We start from the raw sequence: 18,129 nt of genomic DNA on the forward strand, positions 1-18,129 counted from the left end.
TCGATCCGGCGGAGACCTTCATGCGGTTCAGCGACACGATGCTCGGCACCGTGCTCCTCTTTCTCGGAGCCGCGATAGCGGTTTACGCGCGCACTTTGCCCGCCGTGCCGGGACAGCAATATGGCGCCGCGGCCTTCCCGACGCTCATCGGGCTCGCGATGGTCGCATGCGCACTCGTCCTGTTCGCCAAGGGCTGGCAGCAGGGTCGCGTGGCGCTCGTCACACGTACCGAATGGACCCGTCAGCCGGGTGCGTTGCTCGCCGTTTTCGTTACGGTCGTTTGCGTCATCGCCTATATCTTTCTCGCCCGCCCTGTCGGTTTCGTGCCGGTTTCCTTTGCGATCCTGCTCGTCCTTTTTCGATTGCTGTCGGTCTCGTGGGGCAAGGCGATCTTCTTCGCCGTCGCGGCGACGCTCGTCACCGACTATGTCTTCCGCAGCCTGCTGCTGGTCCCATTGCCGTTCGGCGTCATGCCGCGGCTGCCCTGGTAGGAGGAGGTCGACATGGACGCGATACTCCAGGCATTCGGGCTCGTCTTCACCTGGCAGGTTCTGACGACGGTCACCGCCGCAGCCCTGTTCGGCCTCCTCGTCGGCGCGGTGCCGGGCCTGACCGCCACGATGGCGACGGCGCTTCTGGTGCCGCTGACCTTCTTCATGGACCCAATCCCCGCGGTCGGTGCGATGGTGACCTGCGCGGCGATGGCGATCTTCGCCGGCGACATTCCCGGCGCGCTGTTGCGCATGCCCGGAACCCCCGCTTCCGCCGCCTATACCAACGAAGCCTATGCGATGACGCGCAAGGGCGAGGCCGAAACCGCTCTCGGCGCCTGCGTCCTCTTCTCGGCGATCGGCGGCCTGTTCGGCACGATCGTGCTCATATTCGCGGCGCCGGCACTGGCCGAGTTCGCGCTGAACTTCTCGTCCCAGGAGTATTTCTGGATGGCGATGCTCGGCCTGACCTGCGCGACCTTCATCGGCGCCGCATCGCCGGTCAAGGGAATGGTCAGCCTGCTGATCGGCCTGCTCGTCGCGACGGTGGGGCTCAAGAACGCATCGGGCGTGCCGCGCTTCACCTTCGGCTCGACCGACCTGATGGCCGGCATCGACTTCATACCGGCCATGATCGGCCTTTTCGCCGTTTCCGAGGTCATGCGGACCATGGCGGCCGGCGCGCCATCCTGGGACAACGTTCAGGTCAGGGTCGGCAACATCTTTCGCGATTGGGGCGGCATGCTGACCCGCTACTGGCGCCAGCAGATACGCGGCAATGTCACGGGCACGGCCATCGGAATCCTGCCGGGCGCCGGGGCGGATGTGGCGGCCTATGTGAGCTATGCCGTCAGCAGGCGCTTTTCGCGTACGCCGGAAAAATACGGCACGGGTCATGTCGAGGGCATCGTCGAGGCGACATCCTCCAACAACGCCTCGCTGTCGAGCGCCTGGGTGCCCGCGCTCGTTTTCGGCATTCCCGGCGACACGATCACCGCGATCGTGATCGGGGTCCTCTACGTGAAAGGCCTCAATCCGGGGCCGACACTTTTTCTTTTCAACCCGCAGACGATCTACGCGGTCTTCCTGATCTTCATTCTCGCCAACCTCTTGATGATCCCGCTCGGCTGGATGGTGATCAAGCTGGCGCGAGGTCTCTTGCGCACGCCGCGTTCCATCCTGATGCCGATCATCCTCGTCTTCTGCATCGTCGGCGCTTTCGCCTCCAACAACGCGGCCTACGGCATCGTCATCATGATCGTTTTCGGATTGCTCGGCTTCTTCATGGAGGAAAACGACATCCCGATCGCGCCCTGCATCCTCGGCATCGTGATCGGTCCCATTCTCGAGCACAATTTCATCACGACGATGATCAAGTCGGACGGCTCGCTATTGACCTTCGTCAACCGTCCGATCGCCGCGGTTCTGGCAGTCGCACTGGCTCTGATCTGGGTTTCCGTAATCTACACGACGTTCCGCGGCAGGCGGGCAGAGGCGACTTGAGGACGCAAGGGTGTTGTGTCGACGTCTTGCGCATTGTACGAATGGCAGCGCTGCCAAAACTGCTCCGGCAGTTGTTGTCTGCGACCGTGAAGGGGAGGTTCAATCATGACGACGGGTGAAGGTGCAAAGCTGAGGTCGCGCGCTTGGTTCGACAATCCGCTGAACCCGGACATGACGGCGCTCTATCTCGAACGCTATCTGAACTACGGCCTCTCGCAGGAGGAACTGCAGTCCGGAAAGCCGATCATCGGCATCGCGCAGACCGGGTCCGACCTGTCGCCCTGCAACCGACATCACCTCGAACTCACCAAGCGCGTGCGCGAGGGCATTCGCGAGGCGGGCGGGATCGCGATCGAATTTCCCGTCCATCCGATCCAGGAAACCGGCAAGCGGCCGACCGCATCGCTCGACCGCAACCTCGCCTATCTCGGTCTGGTCGAGGTGCTCTACGGCTATCCGCTCGACGGTGTCGTCCTCAATATCGGCTGCGACAAGACGACCCCGGCCATGCTCATGGGCGCGGCGACCGTCAACATCCCGGCCGTCGCGTTGTCGGTCGGCCCGATGCTCAATGGCTGGTTCCGCGGCGAGCGCACCGGATCGGGCACCATCGTGTGGAAGGCGCGCGAGATGATGGCGGCCGGCGAGATCGACTATGCGGGCTTCATCAAGCTGGTGGCCAGCTCGGCGCCATCCACCGGCTATTGCAATACGATGGGCACGGCGACCACGATGAACAGCCTTGCCGAGGCGCTCGGCATGCAGCTTCCCGGTTCTGCCGCGATCCCGGCACCCTATCGGGATCGCCAGGAAATGGCCTATCTGACCGGCAAGCGCATCGTGGCGATGGTCGCGGAGGATCTGAAACCGTCCGACATCCTGACGCGCGACGCGTTCATCAACGCCATCCGCGTGAATTCCGCCATTGGCGGCTCGACCAACGCGCCGATCCATCTCAACGCTCTCGCGCGCCATGTCGGCGTCGAGCTGACGATCGACGACTGGCAGACCTATGGCGAGGAAGTGCCGCTTCTGGTCAACCTCCAGCCCGCCGGCGAGTATCTGGGCGAGGATTACTACCACGCCGGCGGCGTGCCGGCCGTCGTCGCGCAACTGATGGCCAACGACCTGATCGCCGCGGACGCGATGACCGTCAACGGACGGACGATCGGCGAGAACTGTCGCGAGGCCGCGATCGAGGACGACCGCGTCATCCGGCCGTTCGACAAGCCGCTCAAGACCAATGCCGGCTTTCGCGTCCTTCGCGGCAATCTGTTCGACAGCGCCATCATGAAGATGTCGGTGATCTCGCAGGAGTTCCGCGAACGCTATCTGTCCGATCCCGCGCAACCGATGGCGTTCGAGGGACGGGCGATCGTTTTCGACGGACCGGAGGACTACCACCACCGCATCGACGATCCGGCGCTCGGCATCGACGAAAACTGCATCCTGTTCATGCGTGGCGCGGGCCCGATCGGTTACCCGGGCGCCGCCGAGGTGGTGAACATGCGCGCGCCCGACTACCTCATCAAGCGCGGCATCCACGCCCTGCCCTGCATCGGCGACGGACGGCAGTCGGGAACGTCCGGCTCACCCTCCATCCTCAACGCCTCGCCGGAAGCGGCGCTCAATGGCGGGCTGGCGCTGCTCAGAACTGGCGACCGTGTCCGGATCGACCTGAAGAACGGCAAGGCCGACATGCTGGTGGACGACGCCGAACTGCAGGATCGCCGCACCGAACTCGCCCGCCGTGGCGGATATGAAATACCCGCCCACCAGACGCCGTGGCAGGAAATCCAGCGCGGCCTCGTCTCACAGCTCGAGACGGGCATGGTCCTTGAGCCGGCCGTCGCCTATCGCCGGCTCGCCCAGGGCGGCGTCGACGGCAAGCAGCCGCTGGTCCCGCGCGACAATCACTGATCGGTCGAAACGAAGGAGAGCGCCGATGCGCATACTGGTTCTTGGCGGCGCGGGCATGATCGGGCGGCGGCTGGTCGAATCGCTCGTGGCGGGCGGCGAACTCGGCGGAAGCCGGATCGAGGCGATCCACTCCTTCGACGTCGTCGAAGGCGGGGTGCCGTCGCCGCTGGTCTCGACCAGTGCCGGCGACATCGCCGATCCCGCGGCGATCTCGAGCCTCGTCGAGGCCCGGCCGGACGTCATCTTCCATCTGGCGTCGATCGTCTCCGGCGAGGCGGAGGTCGAGTTCGAGAAGGGCTACCGGATCAATCTCGTCGGCATGCAGAATGTGCTCGAGGCGATCCGCCTTGCGGGTGACGACTATCGGCCGCGCCTCGTCTTCACCTCGTCGATCGCCGTCTTCGGTGCGCCTTTCGAAGAGCCGATCCGCGACACGTTTCTTCATGCGCCGCTGACGAGTTACGGAACGCAAAAGGCGATCTGCGAACTGCTGTTGGCGGACTATAGCCGCAAGGGGTTTGTCGATGGCGTGGGCATCCGCCTGCCCACCATCGTCGTTCGTCCCGGCAAACCCAACAAGGCGGCGTCCGGCTTCTTCTCCGGCATCATCCGCGAGCCTCTGGCCGGCATCGAGGCGGTGCTCCCGGTCGGAGACGACGTGCGGCATTGGGTGGCAAGCCCGGCCGCTGCGGTCGGGTTCCTGCTGCATGCCGCGACGCTCGATACCGCAATTCTGGGCGACCGACGCTCGCTGACCATGCCGGGCCTGTCGATCACGGTGGGCGAGATGGTCGAGACGCTGCGCAAGATCGCCGGCAACGACACCGCGGCGCTGATCAAGCGCAGGCCGGACGCGGCGATCGTCAAGATCGTCTCCGGCTGGCCGCGCGACTTTTCGGCCGAACGTGCGACATCAGTGGGCTTCGTGGCCGATACCGATTTCGCGGCAATCGTGAAGGCGCACATCGCCGACGAGCACGCCCGAAAACAGGCGACCGAAGGAGATGCCGCATGACCAGCACAGGTGAACGGATCGGCATCGTCGGCGTCGGACTGATGGGGCACGGCATCGCCAAGAACATCATCGAGGCCGGCTATCCGATGACCGTCATGGGGCATCGCAACCGCGCCCCGATCGAGGATATGCGCCAGCGCGGAGCAGGCGAGACGGACACGGTCACCCAACTTGCGGCCGTCAGCGACATCGTCTTCCTGTGTCTTCCGGGCAGCCCGCAGGTCGAGACCGTCGTCACGCAGATATTGAAAGACAAGGGCGCCGTTCACACGATCGTCGACTGCTCGACCTGCGACCCCGTATCGACGCGCAGCCTTGCCAAGGCCTGCAATGAAGTCGGCATCGCCTTCGTCGATGCGCCGCTGGCACGCACGCCCAAGGAGGCATGGGAGGGCCAGCTCGACACGATGGTGGGGGCAGGCGAGGCGGACTTCGCTCGCGTCGAGCCGATCCTGAAATGCTGGGCGGGGCGCATCATGCGCGTCGGAGATGTGGGGGCCGGGCACACTGTCAAGCTCCTCAACAATTTCGTCGCGCTCGGCTACGCCGCGCTCTACGCGGAAGTGCTGGCGATCGGGGCCAGGAACGGCGTCGAGGCCGCGACCTTCCGCGGCATCATCGATGGCGGCCGCATGGATTGCGGCTTCTTCCAGACCTTCATGCAATACGCGGTCGACCGAAACCGCGACGCGCACAAATTCACCTTGCGCAACGCGCACAAGGACATGCGCTATCTGACCGGCCTTGCCAGCGAAAGCGGCATTGCCTCGCATATGGCGTCGAGCGTGAAGAACAGCTTCGCCACCGCCGAAGGGATCGGACGGGGCGACGACTACGTGCCGATGCTTGCCGACATCGTCGCCGAATTGAACGGCATCACTCGCAAGGAAGGAAGCGACCGCGCATGAACCGCATCGATCTTGAGGGACGCAAGGCCATCGTCACGGGCGGAGCGCGCGGTATAGGCTTTGCCACTGCCGAGCGGATGATCGCCAGCGGGGCGGCCGTCGAATTGTGGGACATCGATGCGGCAGCCATAGACGAGGCCATTCGTTCGCTTGGCGGAGAGGCCAGCGGCGCGGTGGTCGAACTGACCGATGAGAGCGCAGTCGCTGCTGCCGCGCGCAGGAGCTTCGAGGCGAGGCCCGTCGATATTCTGGTCAACAATGCGGGCATCACCGGCGGCAATGCGAAGACCTGGGACCTTGCGCCGGATGTCTGGCGGCGGACGGTCGAGGTCAATCTTGTCGCTCCCTATCTGACCTGCCATGCACTCGTGCCGCTGATGTTGAGCTTGGGCTATGGCCGGATCATCAACGTCGCATCGATCGCCGGCAAGGAAGGCAATCCCAATGCGTCGCACTATTCGGCTTCGAAGGCGGGCCTCATCGCCTTGACCAAGTCGCTCGGCAAGGAACTGGCGGGATCGGGCATATTGGTGAATTGCGTGACGCCTGCCGCCGCCCGCACCGCCATCTTCGACCAGATGACGCAGGAACACATCGACTACATGCTCGCCAAGATTCCGCTCAACCGTTTCGTCGAGCCTGCCGAGGTGGCGGCGATGATCGCCTGGCTCGCCTCGGAGGACTGCTCGTTCACGACCGGTGCGGTATTTGATATCTCGGGCGGACGGGCCGTCTACTGACAGCGCGCCCGCAACGCCGCGTCGTCATAGAAGTGTCATAAAACCCGGCAAGATCGCGATCGCTGGGGCGCTTCGAATTTAAGAGAAGATCGCGGCCCATGACGTTTTCCACATCCTCCGGCGCGTCCGCGCGCCTGCTATTGCCGACCCGCGAGTTGAAGGTTGCATCGATCATCCTGGCGGTGGGGGCAATGGCCAGTCTTGCGGTGCTGGCCGCAGACCAGTGGTGGGGGATCGACCATTACGATCTCGTCCGCGACCCCAACGCCATCGCCAACAACCCCAACTATTTCGGCCTCGTCTCAAATCTCGGCATCGTCCTGTGGATGGTCGGCGCTGTCGGCGCGCTGCAGGCCCACGTGGCGTTGAAGCGTCGACCCGGCCATAGTTTCGGCAGCCTCCTGCTTTTCGGGGGCGCCTTCTCCGCCCTGATGGGGCTCGACGATCTTTTCATGCTGCACGAATCGATCGCGACGTTCGGCATCCCCGAAATCGTCGTCCTCGTGCCGCACGCGCTGCTGCTGGCGATGCTGTGCCATCAGGCCTGGCTGCTCCGATCGGCCACGCCCTGGCTGCTGCTTGCGGCCTGCGTCTGCGCCTTCGGTTTTTCGATGGCGGTCGACGTCTACCCGGTTGATTTCGGCGGGCAGGTCTTCATCGAGGAAAGCTTCAAGCTTCTCGGCATCATGTTTCTTACAGCCTATCTCGTGATGACGAGCCAGAAGGCGCTGCGCGCTTAACGGGCCGCCACGAGTAATTCCGTATCCGTCCTGCCGTGCACGTTCGCATGGCGGACGGTCAGTTGGCCTGCCGCGTAGTAGATCAGGAACGAGCCGATCGTATAGGGATAGAGAATGTCGACCTCGACGAACGAGCGGATGAGAAGCAGTAACGCAAGCCCGAACAGGACGTAGGCTGCCTGATCGCTGGCGCGTGACAGAAGGCGCCCCAGATGGGCGAAGAGCACGCCGCCTATGAGGACGCAGATCAGTGCGAAGCCGACCGCGCCGAGTTCCACCAGGGCCTCGATATAGGTGTTGTGGAAGTGGAAGCCGGTCCGGGTTGCGATGTAGAATTCGGCCCATAGCCGTTCGGCCTCGGCAAAGCCCTGTACCCAGTAGCCCTGGTAGCCGACCCCCAAAACCGGCGCCTGCGCGATGGAGGCGAGACCTTCCGACCACAGATAGGTACGTCCCGTCAGCGTCGCATCCTTGCCGAAGATTGCCAGCACCGCATCGAGCGCGCCGGCATTGAGGGCGACGACGATACCCCCGGTGGCGACAATCGCCAGGGCGATGAAGAGCACCTTGCGTGCTGCAGGCGAGAACAGAAGCACCGCGCGCATGCCCGCCATCGCGGCGAGGGTCAGCACGATGCCGATGAGCGATGTCGCCGATTGCGAGGCGACGAGCGCATAGGCCGAGACGCCGCCAATTGCCGTCGCGACGAGCCGGGTGACGACGGCCGCGTCGAGCAGGAACACCGCCACGAAGGCGAAATAGACGCCGAGCGATGCGTAGAAACCGAGCTGGTTCTTCGAGGAGAAGGCGCCGACGAAACTGTAGGTGCCGTCGAGCGGATCGAAATGATAGCCGCCGAAGGCAAAGGAATAGGCAAGCACCAGCGCCGCACCGGCAAGGATGCCGAAGCTCAGCGTCCGCGCCCCGATGACACGCGCCGCGATCAGCGCGCAGACGATGTGCGTGGCGTATTGCACGCTCGCCCGCGCGCTCGTGCCGGGTGCCAGCGACCAGAAGGTGGACAGGCAGGCGAGCACGCCGAACGCCAGTATCCAGTGATAGCGCGCATAGTTGCCGAGCACCCGGCGATAGTCGATGAGGACGAGCGGCAGCCACAATGCGTAATAGGCTAGGACGGCAGCCGGGCCGAAGCGCGTCGAGTAGGCGAAGACGAACACCGACAGCGAAACTGCCACGACGCCATAGGCGAAATTGCGCTCCGGCGAGACGAAGGATGCCTTGGCGACCCGCATCCGCCCTAGCTTGGCTGCTCGACTGCGGCAGCCGCGACCGGCTCGATCTTCACCTTGACCACGTCGCCCGGCAGGACCGGCGTGTGCTCCTGCGCGGGCATTTCCTCCGGCTCGCCGTCGATCTCGCGCACGATGACGTAGCTGATCTCGGGCTCGGCGGCGCCGACCGCACCGGCGGCCTCGGGCGCGATCGACAGGGCTTCCTGCATCAGGCTGTTGCTGGTCAGGATTTTCAGATTGGCCGCCTCCAGATTGGCTTCGGCCTGCTGGAGTTCCTGCGCGACTTCCGCGTCGCGGTCATTGCGCAGCGCGTTGGCGTCCTGCGTCGCCTGCGCGATGTCCTGCTTGGCGCGCAGGGCGGCGGTTTCCATGTCGAGTACCCGGCCCTCGAGGTCGGCGACCGAACGGCCGATGGACAGCACGCGCTCGTTGACGACGAGACCGCGGTCGGCCAGGTCGCCGATGCCCGCAAGCTGCTCGCGCGACAGTTCGATCTGCTCGTTCTGGCTGGTGATCTTCCGTTCGAGTGCGACGATCTCGTTTTCGAGCAGTTCCTTGAGGTCGTCGATCGCGGCGAGCTGCCGCTCAAGCCGCTCGGCGCGGGCATCGCGGAAGGCGGTTTCGTCCTCGATCAGCTTCTGGCCCTGCTCGGTGCCGCTCAGTTCCTCGGGGAATTGAATCTCTGCGCTTCCTGTCGTCTCGGCTTCGAGACGTGCCTTTCGCGCGATAAGCCGCATCCGGTCGGCGCTGAGCACGTCGACGTCGCCGCTGGCATTGATGAAATCGCGCTCGATCCGCTGTCCGGTCTCGGCCGAACGGCGCATGCCGCCCGCGATGCTGACGGCTTTCAGCACGGTGAGGTTGGGATCGAACGGATAGCGGCCCGGCGTCGCCACGTCTCCCGCCAGGAAGAACGGCCGGTACTCGGCAAGCTCGACGGAAGCTTCCGGGCGATCCATGAGGCCGAGCTTCTGCTGCAGCGCGTCGCCGATCTCGGTCGCGACGTCCGCGGTCGTGCGCCCGTTCGCCTCGACTTCGCCGACGATCGGCACGGAAATGACGCCGGCGGGGCCGACGACATATTCCCCGCTGATCGACGACCAGTCGCGCACGGCACCTTCGGCCGTCTGCCATTCGACGATGCGGATGTTGAGCTTGTCCATCGTGCCGAGCGTGTAGCCTTCGGCGGTCGCGAACGTGACCGAACCGGAAAGGACGCAAAGCGCGCCGGCAAGGCCGCGGAATATCGAGGGGCGCATCATGATCAATAGCTTCCGCGCGCTGCCACCACGACGGGCACGGTCCTGAGGATGATCTTCATGTCGAAGACGATCGACCAGTTTTCGACATAGTGCATGTCGTAGGCGACGCGCTGCGCATAGGACACGTCGTTGCGGCCGCTGATCTGCCACAGGCCGGTGAGACCGGGACGCGACTTGAGATAGTAGCTCGCCGCCTTGCCGTAGAGCTCCAGCTCTTTCTTCACGACGGGGCGCGGGCCGACGATGCTCATGTCGCCGATGAGGATGTTGTAGATTTGTGGCAGCTCGTCGAGGCTGAGCTTTCGCAGGACGGTTCCGACGCGCGTGACCCGCGGATCGTCCTTCAGCTTGCGGGTCGCCAGCCATTCGTCCCGCGCCTCGGGACAGCGAACGAAATGCGCTGCGAGGACTTCCTCGCCATTGGGGACCATCGTGCGAAATTTCAGGCAGTCGAAGACCCGTCCGTTTCGGCCGATTCGCCCATGGCGGTAGAACACGCTGCCGCCATCCGACAGTTTGACCAGCATGCCGAGCATGAGGAAGAGCGGACTGAACACGACAAGCGCGGCGAGCGCGCCGAAGACGTCGAAGACCCGCTTCCACGCGCCGCCGATGGCAGGCGGCTCGTCACTGCCAAGCCGCCGCTTGTCTTCCCTGTTGGCCGTGGATGAAGCGAGTTTCATAAGGATCTCCAAATGCACGAACATGCGAAAGCCTGTTTCGCATTGCACCATAAACATGGGAGTGGAGATAAGCGCGTTGTGTGCCCACAATCGGACGGCAGGCAAATATTGAATCATAATTTGTGACGTGAGGATATTGTAAGGCATTCAGGAAATAGAAATTCGCAACCGAAAATTGAAACCATCCGACTGATATAAATCAGGCGCCTTACATCATAATCTATATATAGACTTGTACTTCTGGTTTTGCGGTCACCCGGCGAAAGCCGCAAATCAATACCGATATTGCGTTTGATGTCAGTGAGAAAATATCTATCGCAATGCAGCATAGGTCGGGCGCATCCGGCGCTTTTCATTGCATGGCCTCGACGAAGTGACTATAGACGATCAAGGCATGCGGGGGCGCGCAAGAGGCTTGGTGCCAAATCAGGCTAGGGGCCCTGCGCCGCGTTGCATGTCGGCTTGGCTTCTTGGGGTCGTCGATGTCGTTCTCGTTGTTCCTGCGTGGATTCTTGGTAGCGATCGCAATTTTTGCGGTCGTTACGTATTTCCTGACGCAGTCCGTCTGGACGACGGTCATCAACACGATCATCTGCGCGGCCTTGATCCAGATCGGCTATGTGATCGGCGTCCTTTGGATGGTCGGGCGCACGAAAGGCGCACCGGCCAATGACGCCCAGGATGAGCGGGCCGATTCGCCCGGCCTCGATCCCGCATCCTCCAAGAAGCCGGGGCGCATCGGCAGTGTCCCGGGCTCGCGGCACCCCTAACGTTCGTCCTAGACGCCCGCGGACAGCACCGTCTCGCCACAGTTCTGATCGATGTCTCGCCCTCGAATGAAACGAGAGGTGAGCCACTCGATGCCATCGCGCCCCAACGAGCCGATCGCTGCCGATGTCTGCGTCGTCATCGCTGCCATGAATGCGGCGGCCACGATCGGCCGCGCGGTTTCCTCCGCACTGAACGAGCCGCGGGTGAAGGAGATCGTGATCGTCGATGACGGATCGCGTGATGACGCGACCGTTCGGGCGGCGCAGGCGGCCGATGATGGCACCGGTCGGGTCAGTGTCATTCGACTGGACGAAAATCGCGGGCCCGCTCACGCGCGCAACGTCGCGATCGCCCGTTCGAAGGCGCCTTTCCTTGCGATCCTCGATGCCGACGATTTTTTCATCGCGGGCCGCTTCGACGACATGCTCGACGGAGAGGATTGGGATTTCGTCGCCGACAACATCGTTTTCGTCGATGAGCGCCAGGCGGGAAGCCTGCCCGAAATTCCCGCCTTCCAGGCCGAGCCGAGCTTCATCGGGCTCAAGGCGTTCGTCGACGGAAACATCTCCCGCAAGGGTGCCGAGCGGGGCGAGATCGGGTTTTTGAAACCGGTCATGCGTCGGTCCTTTCTCGACCGGCATGGCCTGCGCTACGATGAAAACCTGCGGCTGGGCGAGGATTTCGACCTCTATGCGCGCGCATTGGCGCTCGGCGCGCGTTACAAGGTGGTACGCCATTGCGGGTATGGTGCCGTCGTGCGCGCCGGGTCGCTCAGCGGTCGCCACCGGACACTGGATCTGAAGCATCTCTATGAGGCCGATCGCGGCATCCTGGCCTCGATCCGCCTCGGCGCGGCCGACAAGCAGGCGTTGCGCCATCATGAGCGCCATATCCGCGGCCGCTATGAATTGCGCAACTTTTTGGATCGGAAGGGAGAGGCTGGTCCCTTGCGCGCCGGGCTGGAACTGCTCGCACGACCATCGGCCATTCCGGCGGTCGTCGGCGGCATCGCATCGGACAAATGGCAGGCCGCGCGGAGCGGCGGAGCGATGCGGGCGCCGGCGCAGGTCGAGCAACCGCGTTTCCTGCTGCCGGCCCGCAAGGTCTCTCAGAAGTAGTCGCGACGGACCTCGTCGAGAACGGAACGGAGCCGGTCCTTGCGGGCCCGAAGGATAGCGCCGTCGCTCAGTTGCGGTTTGGCGCGGGCGGCGCGCCACAGCCCGAGCGCGGCCGGGCTCCCGAGCAGGTTTTTCGCTAGAGACCGCAGGCCCGCTGCCTGCGTTGTCTGCCGTTCTGCGAGCAGGAGATCGCCGCCGCCAACTGGTGCGTCGTGCGCCAAGCTCGAATAGTCGACACCCCAGAAGCGCGCGCCCTTGGTTATCGCCTCTGCGCGGGAGGAGAGCGCGATCCGGCGCGGCGCATAGGTCAACTCGAGCGAGCGCGCCCAGTCGTTCCACTTGAAGCTGTTGATGCTTGCCGATGTCGACACGGCAACCCACGGCACCCGGAATGCGTCGGCGAGGATTGCTGCATGCATGGATTCGGCGATCACCAGATCGGCGCCGGCGATCTGTTTGATCACACGCTTCGCTTCTCCGCACGGGTCGACATAGCCAATTCCGGCAAGGTCGCAAAGTTGCGGCCACAGTCCGCCAATGGTCGATTCCCAATGCGGCACGAACACCGTGCCGCCACTCTTCTCGATCGACCGGAACTCCGGCATTTCGGTCACCATCACTGCCGGGTCGATGATCCCGAGCGACGGATCGTGGCCGAGCTTTTGCGCAGTCAGCGGCCCGCGTAGCGCGCGTATGTCCCAATCGGGACCGGACATGTCCGGCATTTCGCCATAGCCGAAACCGCTGCCGATCACGAGCTTTCCTCCGGAGGGCGGCAGCAGCTTTGCGTTGAGCACCGTGCCGACTCCGACGAGGAGGACGTCGTCGGCGACGTCGCGAAAGCCCGGCAGCAGAAAATCCCAAAGCCACAGGTTCAAATCGTCGCCGAAATTGCCGTGCGCGGATTCCCAGTAGAAGGGGGTCATCGCTGACCGGCCTTCGGCAGAAACTTGCCGGCGGCAAGTCGCATCGCGCTGGTCAGGATGCGCGGGTCGCGCCAGGCCCAGCCGGCGAGCTGGCGAAATTGCGGCGTCTTGCGCTCGCGAAGCAACCGCGCCTGTCCCCACAACGCCTGCTGCCGAGCGGTCTGCTTGTAGGACGCGATCGACGCGCGATCCTGCGCATCGTGCGAAAACCGCGTCTCGAGCCTATCGAGCGCGACCCAGGTGTTGAACTGCTGTCTGAGGAACAGTGGCGACGCGCTGTCGACGCCGTGAAAGATGTTGACGCCTTCGCCGCGCGTCGCACCGATGGCGTCGGACAGGATAGTGCGTCGGGCGGTGCGCACGCATTCGTAGAAGAAGAGCACGTCCTCGGCTGCCAGCCGCAGGGCGGCCTCGAAGCGCGTGGAACGGAAAAGCGGCGCGCCGATCACCATCGCAGACAGGTGCATGAAGCTCCAGTTGCGCAGCATCACGCTGGCGATGTCGGGAATTTCCACGACAGGCGGGTCGTCGCTGAGGCGGGTGATTTCCGTCACGTCCGCAAGCGCGGAGACGCCGAAATGGTAGTGAAAGGCCTCGCCGCCGCAGATCGACGCGAAGTAACAGTCCGCCTCAAAACGTGACAGGTTTTCGACGGCGATCTTGAGATGATCGGGGGTCCACGCGTCGTCGGAATCGAGAAACGCGACATAATCGCTGTCGGCCGGAACGGCGTCGAGGCCCGCATTTCGTGCCGCGCCCGGGCCGGCATTCTTCTGGGTCACGACGCGGATGCGCCGGCGTTCCTCGGCACTTAGTCCGGCGAGTTCGGGCTCGAGCGGAGAAGGCGATTCGTCATCGACGATGATGATGTCGAAACATGTATGCGACTGCGCGAAAACCGTGGCCAGCGCCCGGCGCAGTATGCCCGCTTCGCGCTGGTAATAGGGAATGACCACGCTGCACTTCGTCATCTTTTCGTGCCTTTTCTGACGATGGAAGGTTCGCACGACGCGCGAATTTAGCCGCGTCTGGATGCCGATTTCACCGGACCTGCCTGACTGGTCCCACGACCAGTACGAAAGAGAAATTGCCGATGGCGCCAGTGATCTCGCTGCGAACGGTGACCAACAATGTCGGTTGGAGCATCCTCTCGAAGACCAGCACTTTCGGGCTGAAATTTGTCACGGTCCCGATCCTGGCCCGGCTCTTGAGCCCGGAGGAGTTTGGCATCGTTGCCGTCGCGCAGTTGGTCGTCCTGTTCCTGACCATGGTCGGCGGCGCCGGTCTGGCTGCCGCATTGGTGGTCGAGCGCACCCATGACGAAACGACGGTGCATTCGGTCTTCTGGACCAATTTCGCGATGGCGATTGCCATGGCGTTGGCGCTTTTCGTGTTCGCCGAACCGCTGGCGGCGATGATGGGCGCGCCGGGGGGCGGCGGTGTCGTCCAAATCATGGCGCTGATCATCCCGATCCTGCTTTGCGGCGACGTCGCCTATGCACTGCTCGCCCGTCGCATGGCCTTCGACAAGGATGCGTTCTGGAGCGTCCTGTCCGAATCTGCCGGGGCGCTGTGCGCCGTCGCGCTGGCGCTGGCGGGGTGGGGCATGTGGGCGCTGGTCGCTCAACTGTTCCTGTCGGCGATCCTGCGTCTCGGAGGTCTCTTCTACGCCACCGGCTACCGGCCGCGCCTCATCTTCTCGCTTGCCCGGGTTCGCGCCCTCTGGGGGTACAGTGCCGGCCTGATGGGGTCCGAAATCTTCAACCTCATCACGTTCCAGTCGCCGCTCGTGATCGTGTCGCGCTTTCTGGGCATCGCGGAAGCGGGGGCCTATTCGGCCGCAAACCGCTTTGCGAGCATTCCGAATCAGGTCGTCCTGGCAGCGCTGATGGGCGTGCTCTTCCCGACCTTCAGCCACATCGCCGACGACCGGGAACGGCGCACACGGGCGCTTTTCCTGTCGACGCAGGTCTGCAGCCTCGTCCTCGCGCCGATGATGTTCGGCATCTGGGCGATCGCGGAGCCGGGCATGTATGTGATCTTCGGCCAGCAATGGGCCTGGGCCTGGCCGGTGCTCGGCCTGCTGGCGCTGTCGAAAGGCATACTGGCGCCGTGCAGCACCTACATTCCCTATCTGAAGGGCGTCGGCAAAAGCCATGTGCTCTGGTGGGTCGCCGTCACCCGCGCCGTACTCGTCAGCGCGGCGGTGGCCTATGGTGCGATTTCGGGCGGGCTCGTCCATGCGATGATCTGGCTGTGCATCGCGAATGCCGCAACGCTCGTATTCTATTGCTGGACCGTGTTCCGGACCGACGACGTTCCTTTCCTGCGCAATTTTCTCGTGACATGCCGGCCGATGGCAAGCGCCCTCGTGATGGCCGTCGCTGTTCGGTTCCTCGTCGACCGATTGCGCGAATCGGATTTCGGACCCGTCGTCCAGATCGCGATCGGCGCCGGTGCCGGTGCTATGATCTATGCGGGGCTCATTCTCCTGACGGAACGGGCACTGCTTCGCGATTTATTCGGCATGGTCGCGAAATTCCGCAATCGGGCGCAACCCGACCCGGCATCCTGATTCACGTTACCGGACGCATGTCGCAGTGCAGCATGCAAATGCTGGATTCTCGCCGACAATGCGCGTGGCGGGCAGAGGGCGATACTAACGCGGCCTCACAATTCGTTATCCCGGCCGGCGCTGCTTTTGGGCGTGCAGCCACATTCTCATCCGTTCGCGAAGCTATTCGCATTGCAGCAAACGCTTCATCGGGAGGTTTCCGCAGCGGCCCTTGGGAGGGGGCGGCGAACGAAGAGGTAAAGGACCCATGGCTCACGAACCGACCCGGCTGCGCATCATCGCTGCTTCAACGATCATTTTCGCGCTCGCGTCAGGCACGACCATTGCCCATGCCGTCGAAGGTGGCGCCTCCTTCATCGAGGAATTCGACGATCTCGCCTCCGAACGCTGGTACGTTTCCGATGGCTGGTCGAACGGCGATCATCAGAACTGCACCTGGTCGAAAGATCAAGTTGCGGTGGAAGATGGCGTTCTGCGGCTCGGCTTCGCTGCCGAGCGTTACAAGGATCGCGAGAACGTCTGCGGAGAAGTGCAGACGAATGAACGTTTCGGCTACGGCACCTACGAGGTGCGGATGAAGGCGGTGGAGGGGTCGGGGCTCAATACCGGCTTCTTCACCTATATCGGTCCCATCCACGACCAGCCGCATGACGAGATCGACTTCGAGGTGCTCGGCAAGGACCCGTCGAAGGTTCAGGTGAACCAGTATGTCGACGGCGAGAATGTCGGCGACGAGAAACTGGTCGAAGTGACCGGCGGCGCGGCCGACGACTTCAACGACTACGCCTTCGTCTGGGAGGAAGGCCGCATCGCCTGGTACGTCAATGGCGAACTCGTCCACGAAGCGATCGATCCGGACAAGCTGCCCAGCCACGCGTCCAAGATCTATCTGAGCCTTTGGGGCTCGGACACGCTGACGTCCTGGATGGGTGCGTTCGAAGCGCCGGTCGAGCCGATCGCCGCGCAGTTCGATCGCGTCGCGTTCACCGCGCCCGGCGATGAATGCCAGTTCCCCGAATCCGTCGCCTGCGCGGACTGAAACCGGCATGCTTCACGTGCTCTATCTCGTTCATGATCTGACCGATCCTGCCGTCAGCCGACGCGTGGCGATGCTCGAGGCGGGCGGGGCGCGTGTGGCCGTCGCCGGGTTCCGGCGCGACGACCGCACGGCTCCGACGCGGCTTGGCGGGTCCGTCCCGATCGATCTCGGCGTCACGCGCGATGGCAAGTTCGCCCAGCGCTTAGCGGCCGTCGCCGCCGCTGCCTTGGCCTTGCGCGCAAGGCTCGCCGCCGTCGATCAGCCCGACATCATCATCGCCCGGCATCTGGAAATGCTGGCCTTGGCCGACCGTGCGAAAGGGCTTTTCCCCGCTCGCCCGGCCATCGTCTACGAAAGCCTCGACATTCACCGACTGCTATTGGCCGGCAATGCGGTCGGCCGTGCCATGCGCGCGGCCGAGCGTCGTTTCGCACGAAGCGCGCAACTACTCTTGACGAGTTCGCCGGCCTTCCTGCGCGACTATTTCGAGCCCAATGGCCAGCTCGACGCGCCGGCGATGCTGCTCGAAAACAAGGTCCTCGATCTGAACGGACTATCCCTGGCGCCAAAGCGCCCGGCCAGTGGCGAGCCTTGGAGGATCGGCTGGTTCGGCGCGCTGCGTTGCGCGCGGTCGCTCGACACGCTGATCGATCTGACGCGTCGTCTCGACGGCCGAGTCGAACTCTTCCTGCGCGGTCGTCCCGCCTATGACGCCATTCCCGATTTCGACGCTCTGGTCGAAGCCGCGCCTCATGTCGCCTTCCACGGCCCCTATCGAAACCCGGGCGATCTCGAGGCGATCTATGGCGAGGTTCACTTCAACTGGGCCATCGACTTCTTCGAGGAAGGCCTGAACTCCGAATGGCTCCTGCCGAACCGTCTTTATGAAGGTGGTCGCCACGGCGCGATTCCCATTGCACGCGCCGGCACCGAGACCGCCAGGTTTCTCGCAGATCGCGGCATCGGTATCGTGCTCGACACATGCTCCGCCGACGAACTGGTGCGCGTCTTCTCAAACCTCGACGCGGCCGGGTTTGCGGCTCACCGCGCACGCCTCGATGCCATCGATCGCGCAACTTGGACGGCGACGCGCAGCGACTGCGAAGCCCTCGTGTCGCGGCTGTCGAGTCTTCGCCCGCAACCGGAATTGAGAGCGGCGGCATGACCTTGCAGGAACTCGCACAG

The 18,129-nt window shown here is 63.8% G+C and carries 17 protein-coding genes; 12 read left to right on the forward strand and 5 right to left on the reverse strand.

The window, feature by feature from the left end; genetic code table 11:
• The first annotated feature begins 20 nt into the window (after positions 1-20).
• From ACT6QU_RS07655 to ACT6QU_RS07685, 7 genes are all read left to right on the forward strand, one after another.
• Positions 21-491 (forward strand): tripartite tricarboxylate transporter TctB family protein, encoded by a 471-nt coding sequence (locus ACT6QU_RS07655; protein ID WP_444564021.1) that lies wholly within the window; start codon positions 21-23, stop codon positions 489-491.
• 12 nt (positions 492-503) lie between these two features.
• The gene (locus ACT6QU_RS07660) at positions 504-1,994 is read left to right on the forward strand and encodes a tripartite tricarboxylate transporter permease (protein ID WP_444564020.1); all 1,491 of its coding nucleotides are present in this window, start codon (positions 504-506) and stop codon (positions 1,992-1,994) included.
• Positions 1,995-2,099: 105 nt separating this feature from the next.
• The gene (locus tag ACT6QU_RS07665) at positions 2,100-3,914 is read left to right on the forward strand and encodes an IlvD/Edd family dehydratase (RefSeq protein ID WP_444564019.1); all 1,815 of its coding nucleotides are present in this window, start codon (positions 2,100-2,102) and stop codon (positions 3,912-3,914) included.
• Positions 3,915-3,939: 25 nt separating this feature from the next.
• Positions 3,940-4,929 carry a D-erythronate dehydrogenase gene (denD, locus tag ACT6QU_RS07670; RefSeq protein ID WP_444564018.1) on the forward strand — a complete coding sequence of 330 codons (990 nt, stop codon included), beginning with the start codon at positions 3,940-3,942 and terminating at the stop codon, positions 4,927-4,929.
• The gene (locus ACT6QU_RS07675; protein ID WP_444564017.1) at positions 4,926-5,837 is read left to right on the forward strand and encodes an NAD(P)-dependent oxidoreductase; all 912 of its coding nucleotides are present in this window, start codon (positions 4,926-4,928) and stop codon (positions 5,835-5,837) included. Before denD ends, ACT6QU_RS07675 begins: the two co-directional genes overlap by 4 nt.
• Entirely contained in the window at positions 5,834-6,577 is a 744-nt protein-coding gene (locus ACT6QU_RS07680) for an SDR family oxidoreductase (RefSeq protein ID WP_444564016.1), read from the forward strand. The genes ACT6QU_RS07675 and ACT6QU_RS07680 overlap by 4 nt, the downstream gene beginning before the upstream one ends.
• 98 nt (positions 6,578-6,675) lie before the next feature.
• A complete protein-coding gene (locus ACT6QU_RS07685) occupies positions 6,676-7,317 on the forward strand; it encodes a hypothetical protein (protein WP_444564015.1) in 642 nt (213 codons plus the stop codon).
• On the opposite strand, the gene ACT6QU_RS07690 is transcribed toward ACT6QU_RS07685, so the two are convergent.
• From ACT6QU_RS07690 to ACT6QU_RS07700, 3 genes are read right to left on the reverse strand one after another with little or no spacing between them, the layout of a single operon-like run.
• Positions 7,314-8,570, reverse strand: a complete 1,257-nt coding sequence (locus ACT6QU_RS07690) for an O-antigen ligase family protein (protein ID WP_444564014.1) — start codon at positions 8,568-8,570, stop codon at positions 7,314-7,316. The genes ACT6QU_RS07685 and ACT6QU_RS07690 overlap by 4 nt on opposite strands.
• Positions 8,571-8,575: 5 nt before the next feature.
• Positions 8,576-9,832 carry a polysaccharide biosynthesis/export family protein gene (locus ACT6QU_RS07695; protein ID WP_444564013.1) on the reverse strand — a complete coding sequence of 419 codons (1,257 nt, stop codon included), beginning with the start codon at positions 9,830-9,832 and terminating at the stop codon, positions 8,576-8,578.
• Positions 9,833-9,834: 2 nt separating this feature from the next.
• The gene (locus tag ACT6QU_RS07700; protein ID WP_444564012.1) at positions 9,835-10,515 is read right to left on the reverse strand and encodes a sugar transferase; all 681 of its coding nucleotides are present in this window, start codon (positions 10,513-10,515) and stop codon (positions 9,835-9,837) included.
• A gap of 512 nt (positions 10,516-11,027) precedes the next feature.
• On the opposite strand from ACT6QU_RS07700, the gene ACT6QU_RS07705 reads away from it, so the two are divergent.
• Positions 11,028-11,285 (forward strand): exopolysaccharide production repressor protein, encoded by a 258-nt coding sequence (locus tag ACT6QU_RS07705; protein WP_444564011.1) that lies wholly within the window; start codon positions 11,028-11,030, stop codon positions 11,283-11,285.
• A gap of 90 nt (positions 11,286-11,375) precedes the next feature.
• Positions 11,376-12,404: a glycosyltransferase family 2 protein gene (locus ACT6QU_RS07710; RefSeq protein ID WP_444564010.1), complete on the forward strand. Its 1,029-nt coding sequence runs from the start codon at positions 11,376-11,378 to the stop codon at positions 12,402-12,404.
• Here the strand turns inward: ACT6QU_RS07710 and ACT6QU_RS07715 are convergent.
• Both ACT6QU_RS07715 and ACT6QU_RS07720 read right to left on the reverse strand, forming a co-directional pair.
• Entirely contained in the window at positions 12,395-13,330 is a 936-nt protein-coding gene (locus ACT6QU_RS07715) for a polysaccharide pyruvyl transferase family protein (RefSeq protein WP_444564009.1), read from the reverse strand. The genes ACT6QU_RS07710 and ACT6QU_RS07715 overlap by 10 nt on opposite strands.
• Entirely contained in the window at positions 13,327-14,301 is a 975-nt protein-coding gene (locus tag ACT6QU_RS07720) for a glycosyltransferase family 2 protein (protein WP_444564008.1), read from the reverse strand. The genes ACT6QU_RS07715 and ACT6QU_RS07720 overlap by 4 nt, the downstream gene beginning before the upstream one ends.
• A 122-nt stretch (positions 14,302-14,423) precedes the next feature.
• On the opposite strand from ACT6QU_RS07720, the gene ACT6QU_RS07725 reads away from it, so the two are divergent.
• The 3 genes from ACT6QU_RS07725 to ACT6QU_RS07735 all read left to right on the forward strand — a co-directional run bounded on the left by ACT6QU_RS07725 (position 14,424) and on the right by ACT6QU_RS07735 (position 18,109).
• A complete protein-coding gene (locus ACT6QU_RS07725; RefSeq protein WP_444564007.1) occupies positions 14,424-15,905 on the forward strand; it encodes an oligosaccharide flippase family protein in 1,482 nt (493 codons plus the stop codon).
• Between the two features lie 247 nt (positions 15,906-16,152).
• Complete coding sequence (locus ACT6QU_RS07730) at positions 16,153-16,944, forward strand: glycoside hydrolase family 16 protein (RefSeq protein WP_444564006.1); 792 nt, start codon at positions 16,153-16,155, stop codon at positions 16,942-16,944.
• 7 nt (positions 16,945-16,951) lie between these two features.
• On the forward strand, positions 16,952-18,109 hold the full coding sequence (locus tag ACT6QU_RS07735) for a glycosyl transferase family 1 (protein WP_444564005.1): 1,158 nt from the start codon (positions 16,952-16,954) through the stop codon (positions 18,107-18,109).
• Positions 18,110-18,129: the final 20 nt, after the last annotated feature.

It is taken from the genome of Aliihoeflea sp. (genome assembly GCF_052435475.1).
Taxonomy (GTDB): domain Bacteria; phylum Pseudomonadota; class Alphaproteobacteria; order Rhizobiales; family Rhizobiaceae; genus Aliihoeflea.

What these genes read in the sequence shown, in the direction of transcription:
- ACT6QU_RS07655 (WP_444564021.1), top strand. Translation starts at nt 21, where the DNA reads ATGCGGTTCAGCGACACGATGCTCGGCACCGTGCTCCTCTTTCTCGGA.
- ACT6QU_RS07660 (WP_444564020.1), top strand. Translation starts at nt 504, where the DNA reads ATGGACGCGATACTCCAGGCATTCGGGCTCGTCTTCACCTGGCAGGTT.
- ACT6QU_RS07665 (WP_444564019.1), top strand. Translation starts at nt 2,100, where the DNA reads ATGACGACGGGTGAAGGTGCAAAGCTGAGGTCGCGCGCTTGGTTCGAC.
- denD (WP_444564018.1), top strand. Translation starts at nt 3,940, where the DNA reads ATGCGCATACTGGTTCTTGGCGGCGCGGGCATGATCGGGCGGCGGCTG.
- ACT6QU_RS07675 (WP_444564017.1), top strand. Translation starts at nt 4,926, where the DNA reads ATGACCAGCACAGGTGAACGGATCGGCATCGTCGGCGTCGGACTGATG.
- ACT6QU_RS07680 (WP_444564016.1), top strand. Translation starts at nt 5,834, where the DNA reads ATGAACCGCATCGATCTTGAGGGACGCAAGGCCATCGTCACGGGCGGA.
- ACT6QU_RS07685 (WP_444564015.1), top strand. Translation starts at nt 6,676, where the DNA reads ATGACGTTTTCCACATCCTCCGGCGCGTCCGCGCGCCTGCTATTGCCG.
- ACT6QU_RS07690 (WP_444564014.1), bottom strand. Translation starts at nt 8,570, where the DNA reads ATGCGGGTCGCCAAGGCATCCTTCGTCTCGCCGGAGCGCAATTTCGCC.
- ACT6QU_RS07695 (WP_444564013.1), bottom strand. Translation starts at nt 9,832, where the DNA reads ATGATGCGCCCCTCGATATTCCGCGGCCTTGCCGGCGCGCTTTGCGTC.
- ACT6QU_RS07700 (WP_444564012.1), bottom strand. Translation starts at nt 10,515, where the DNA reads ATGAAACTCGCTTCATCCACGGCCAACAGGGAAGACAAGCGGCGGCTT.
- ACT6QU_RS07710 (WP_444564010.1), top strand. Translation starts at nt 11,376, where the DNA reads ATGCCATCGCGCCCCAACGAGCCGATCGCTGCCGATGTCTGCGTCGTC.
- ACT6QU_RS07715 (WP_444564009.1), bottom strand. Translation starts at nt 13,330, where the DNA reads ATGACCCCCTTCTACTGGGAATCCGCGCACGGCAATTTCGGCGACGAT.
- ACT6QU_RS07720 (WP_444564008.1), bottom strand. Translation starts at nt 14,301, where the DNA reads ATGACGAAGTGCAGCGTGGTCATTCCCTATTACCAGCGCGAAGCGGGC.
- ACT6QU_RS07725 (WP_444564007.1), top strand. Translation starts at nt 14,424, where the DNA reads ATGGCGCCAGTGATCTCGCTGCGAACGGTGACCAACAATGTCGGTTGG.
- ACT6QU_RS07730 (WP_444564006.1), top strand. Translation starts at nt 16,153, where the DNA reads ATGGCTCACGAACCGACCCGGCTGCGCATCATCGCTGCTTCAACGATC.
- ACT6QU_RS07735 (WP_444564005.1), top strand. Translation starts at nt 16,952, where the DNA reads ATGCTTCACGTGCTCTATCTCGTTCATGATCTGACCGATCCTGCCGTC.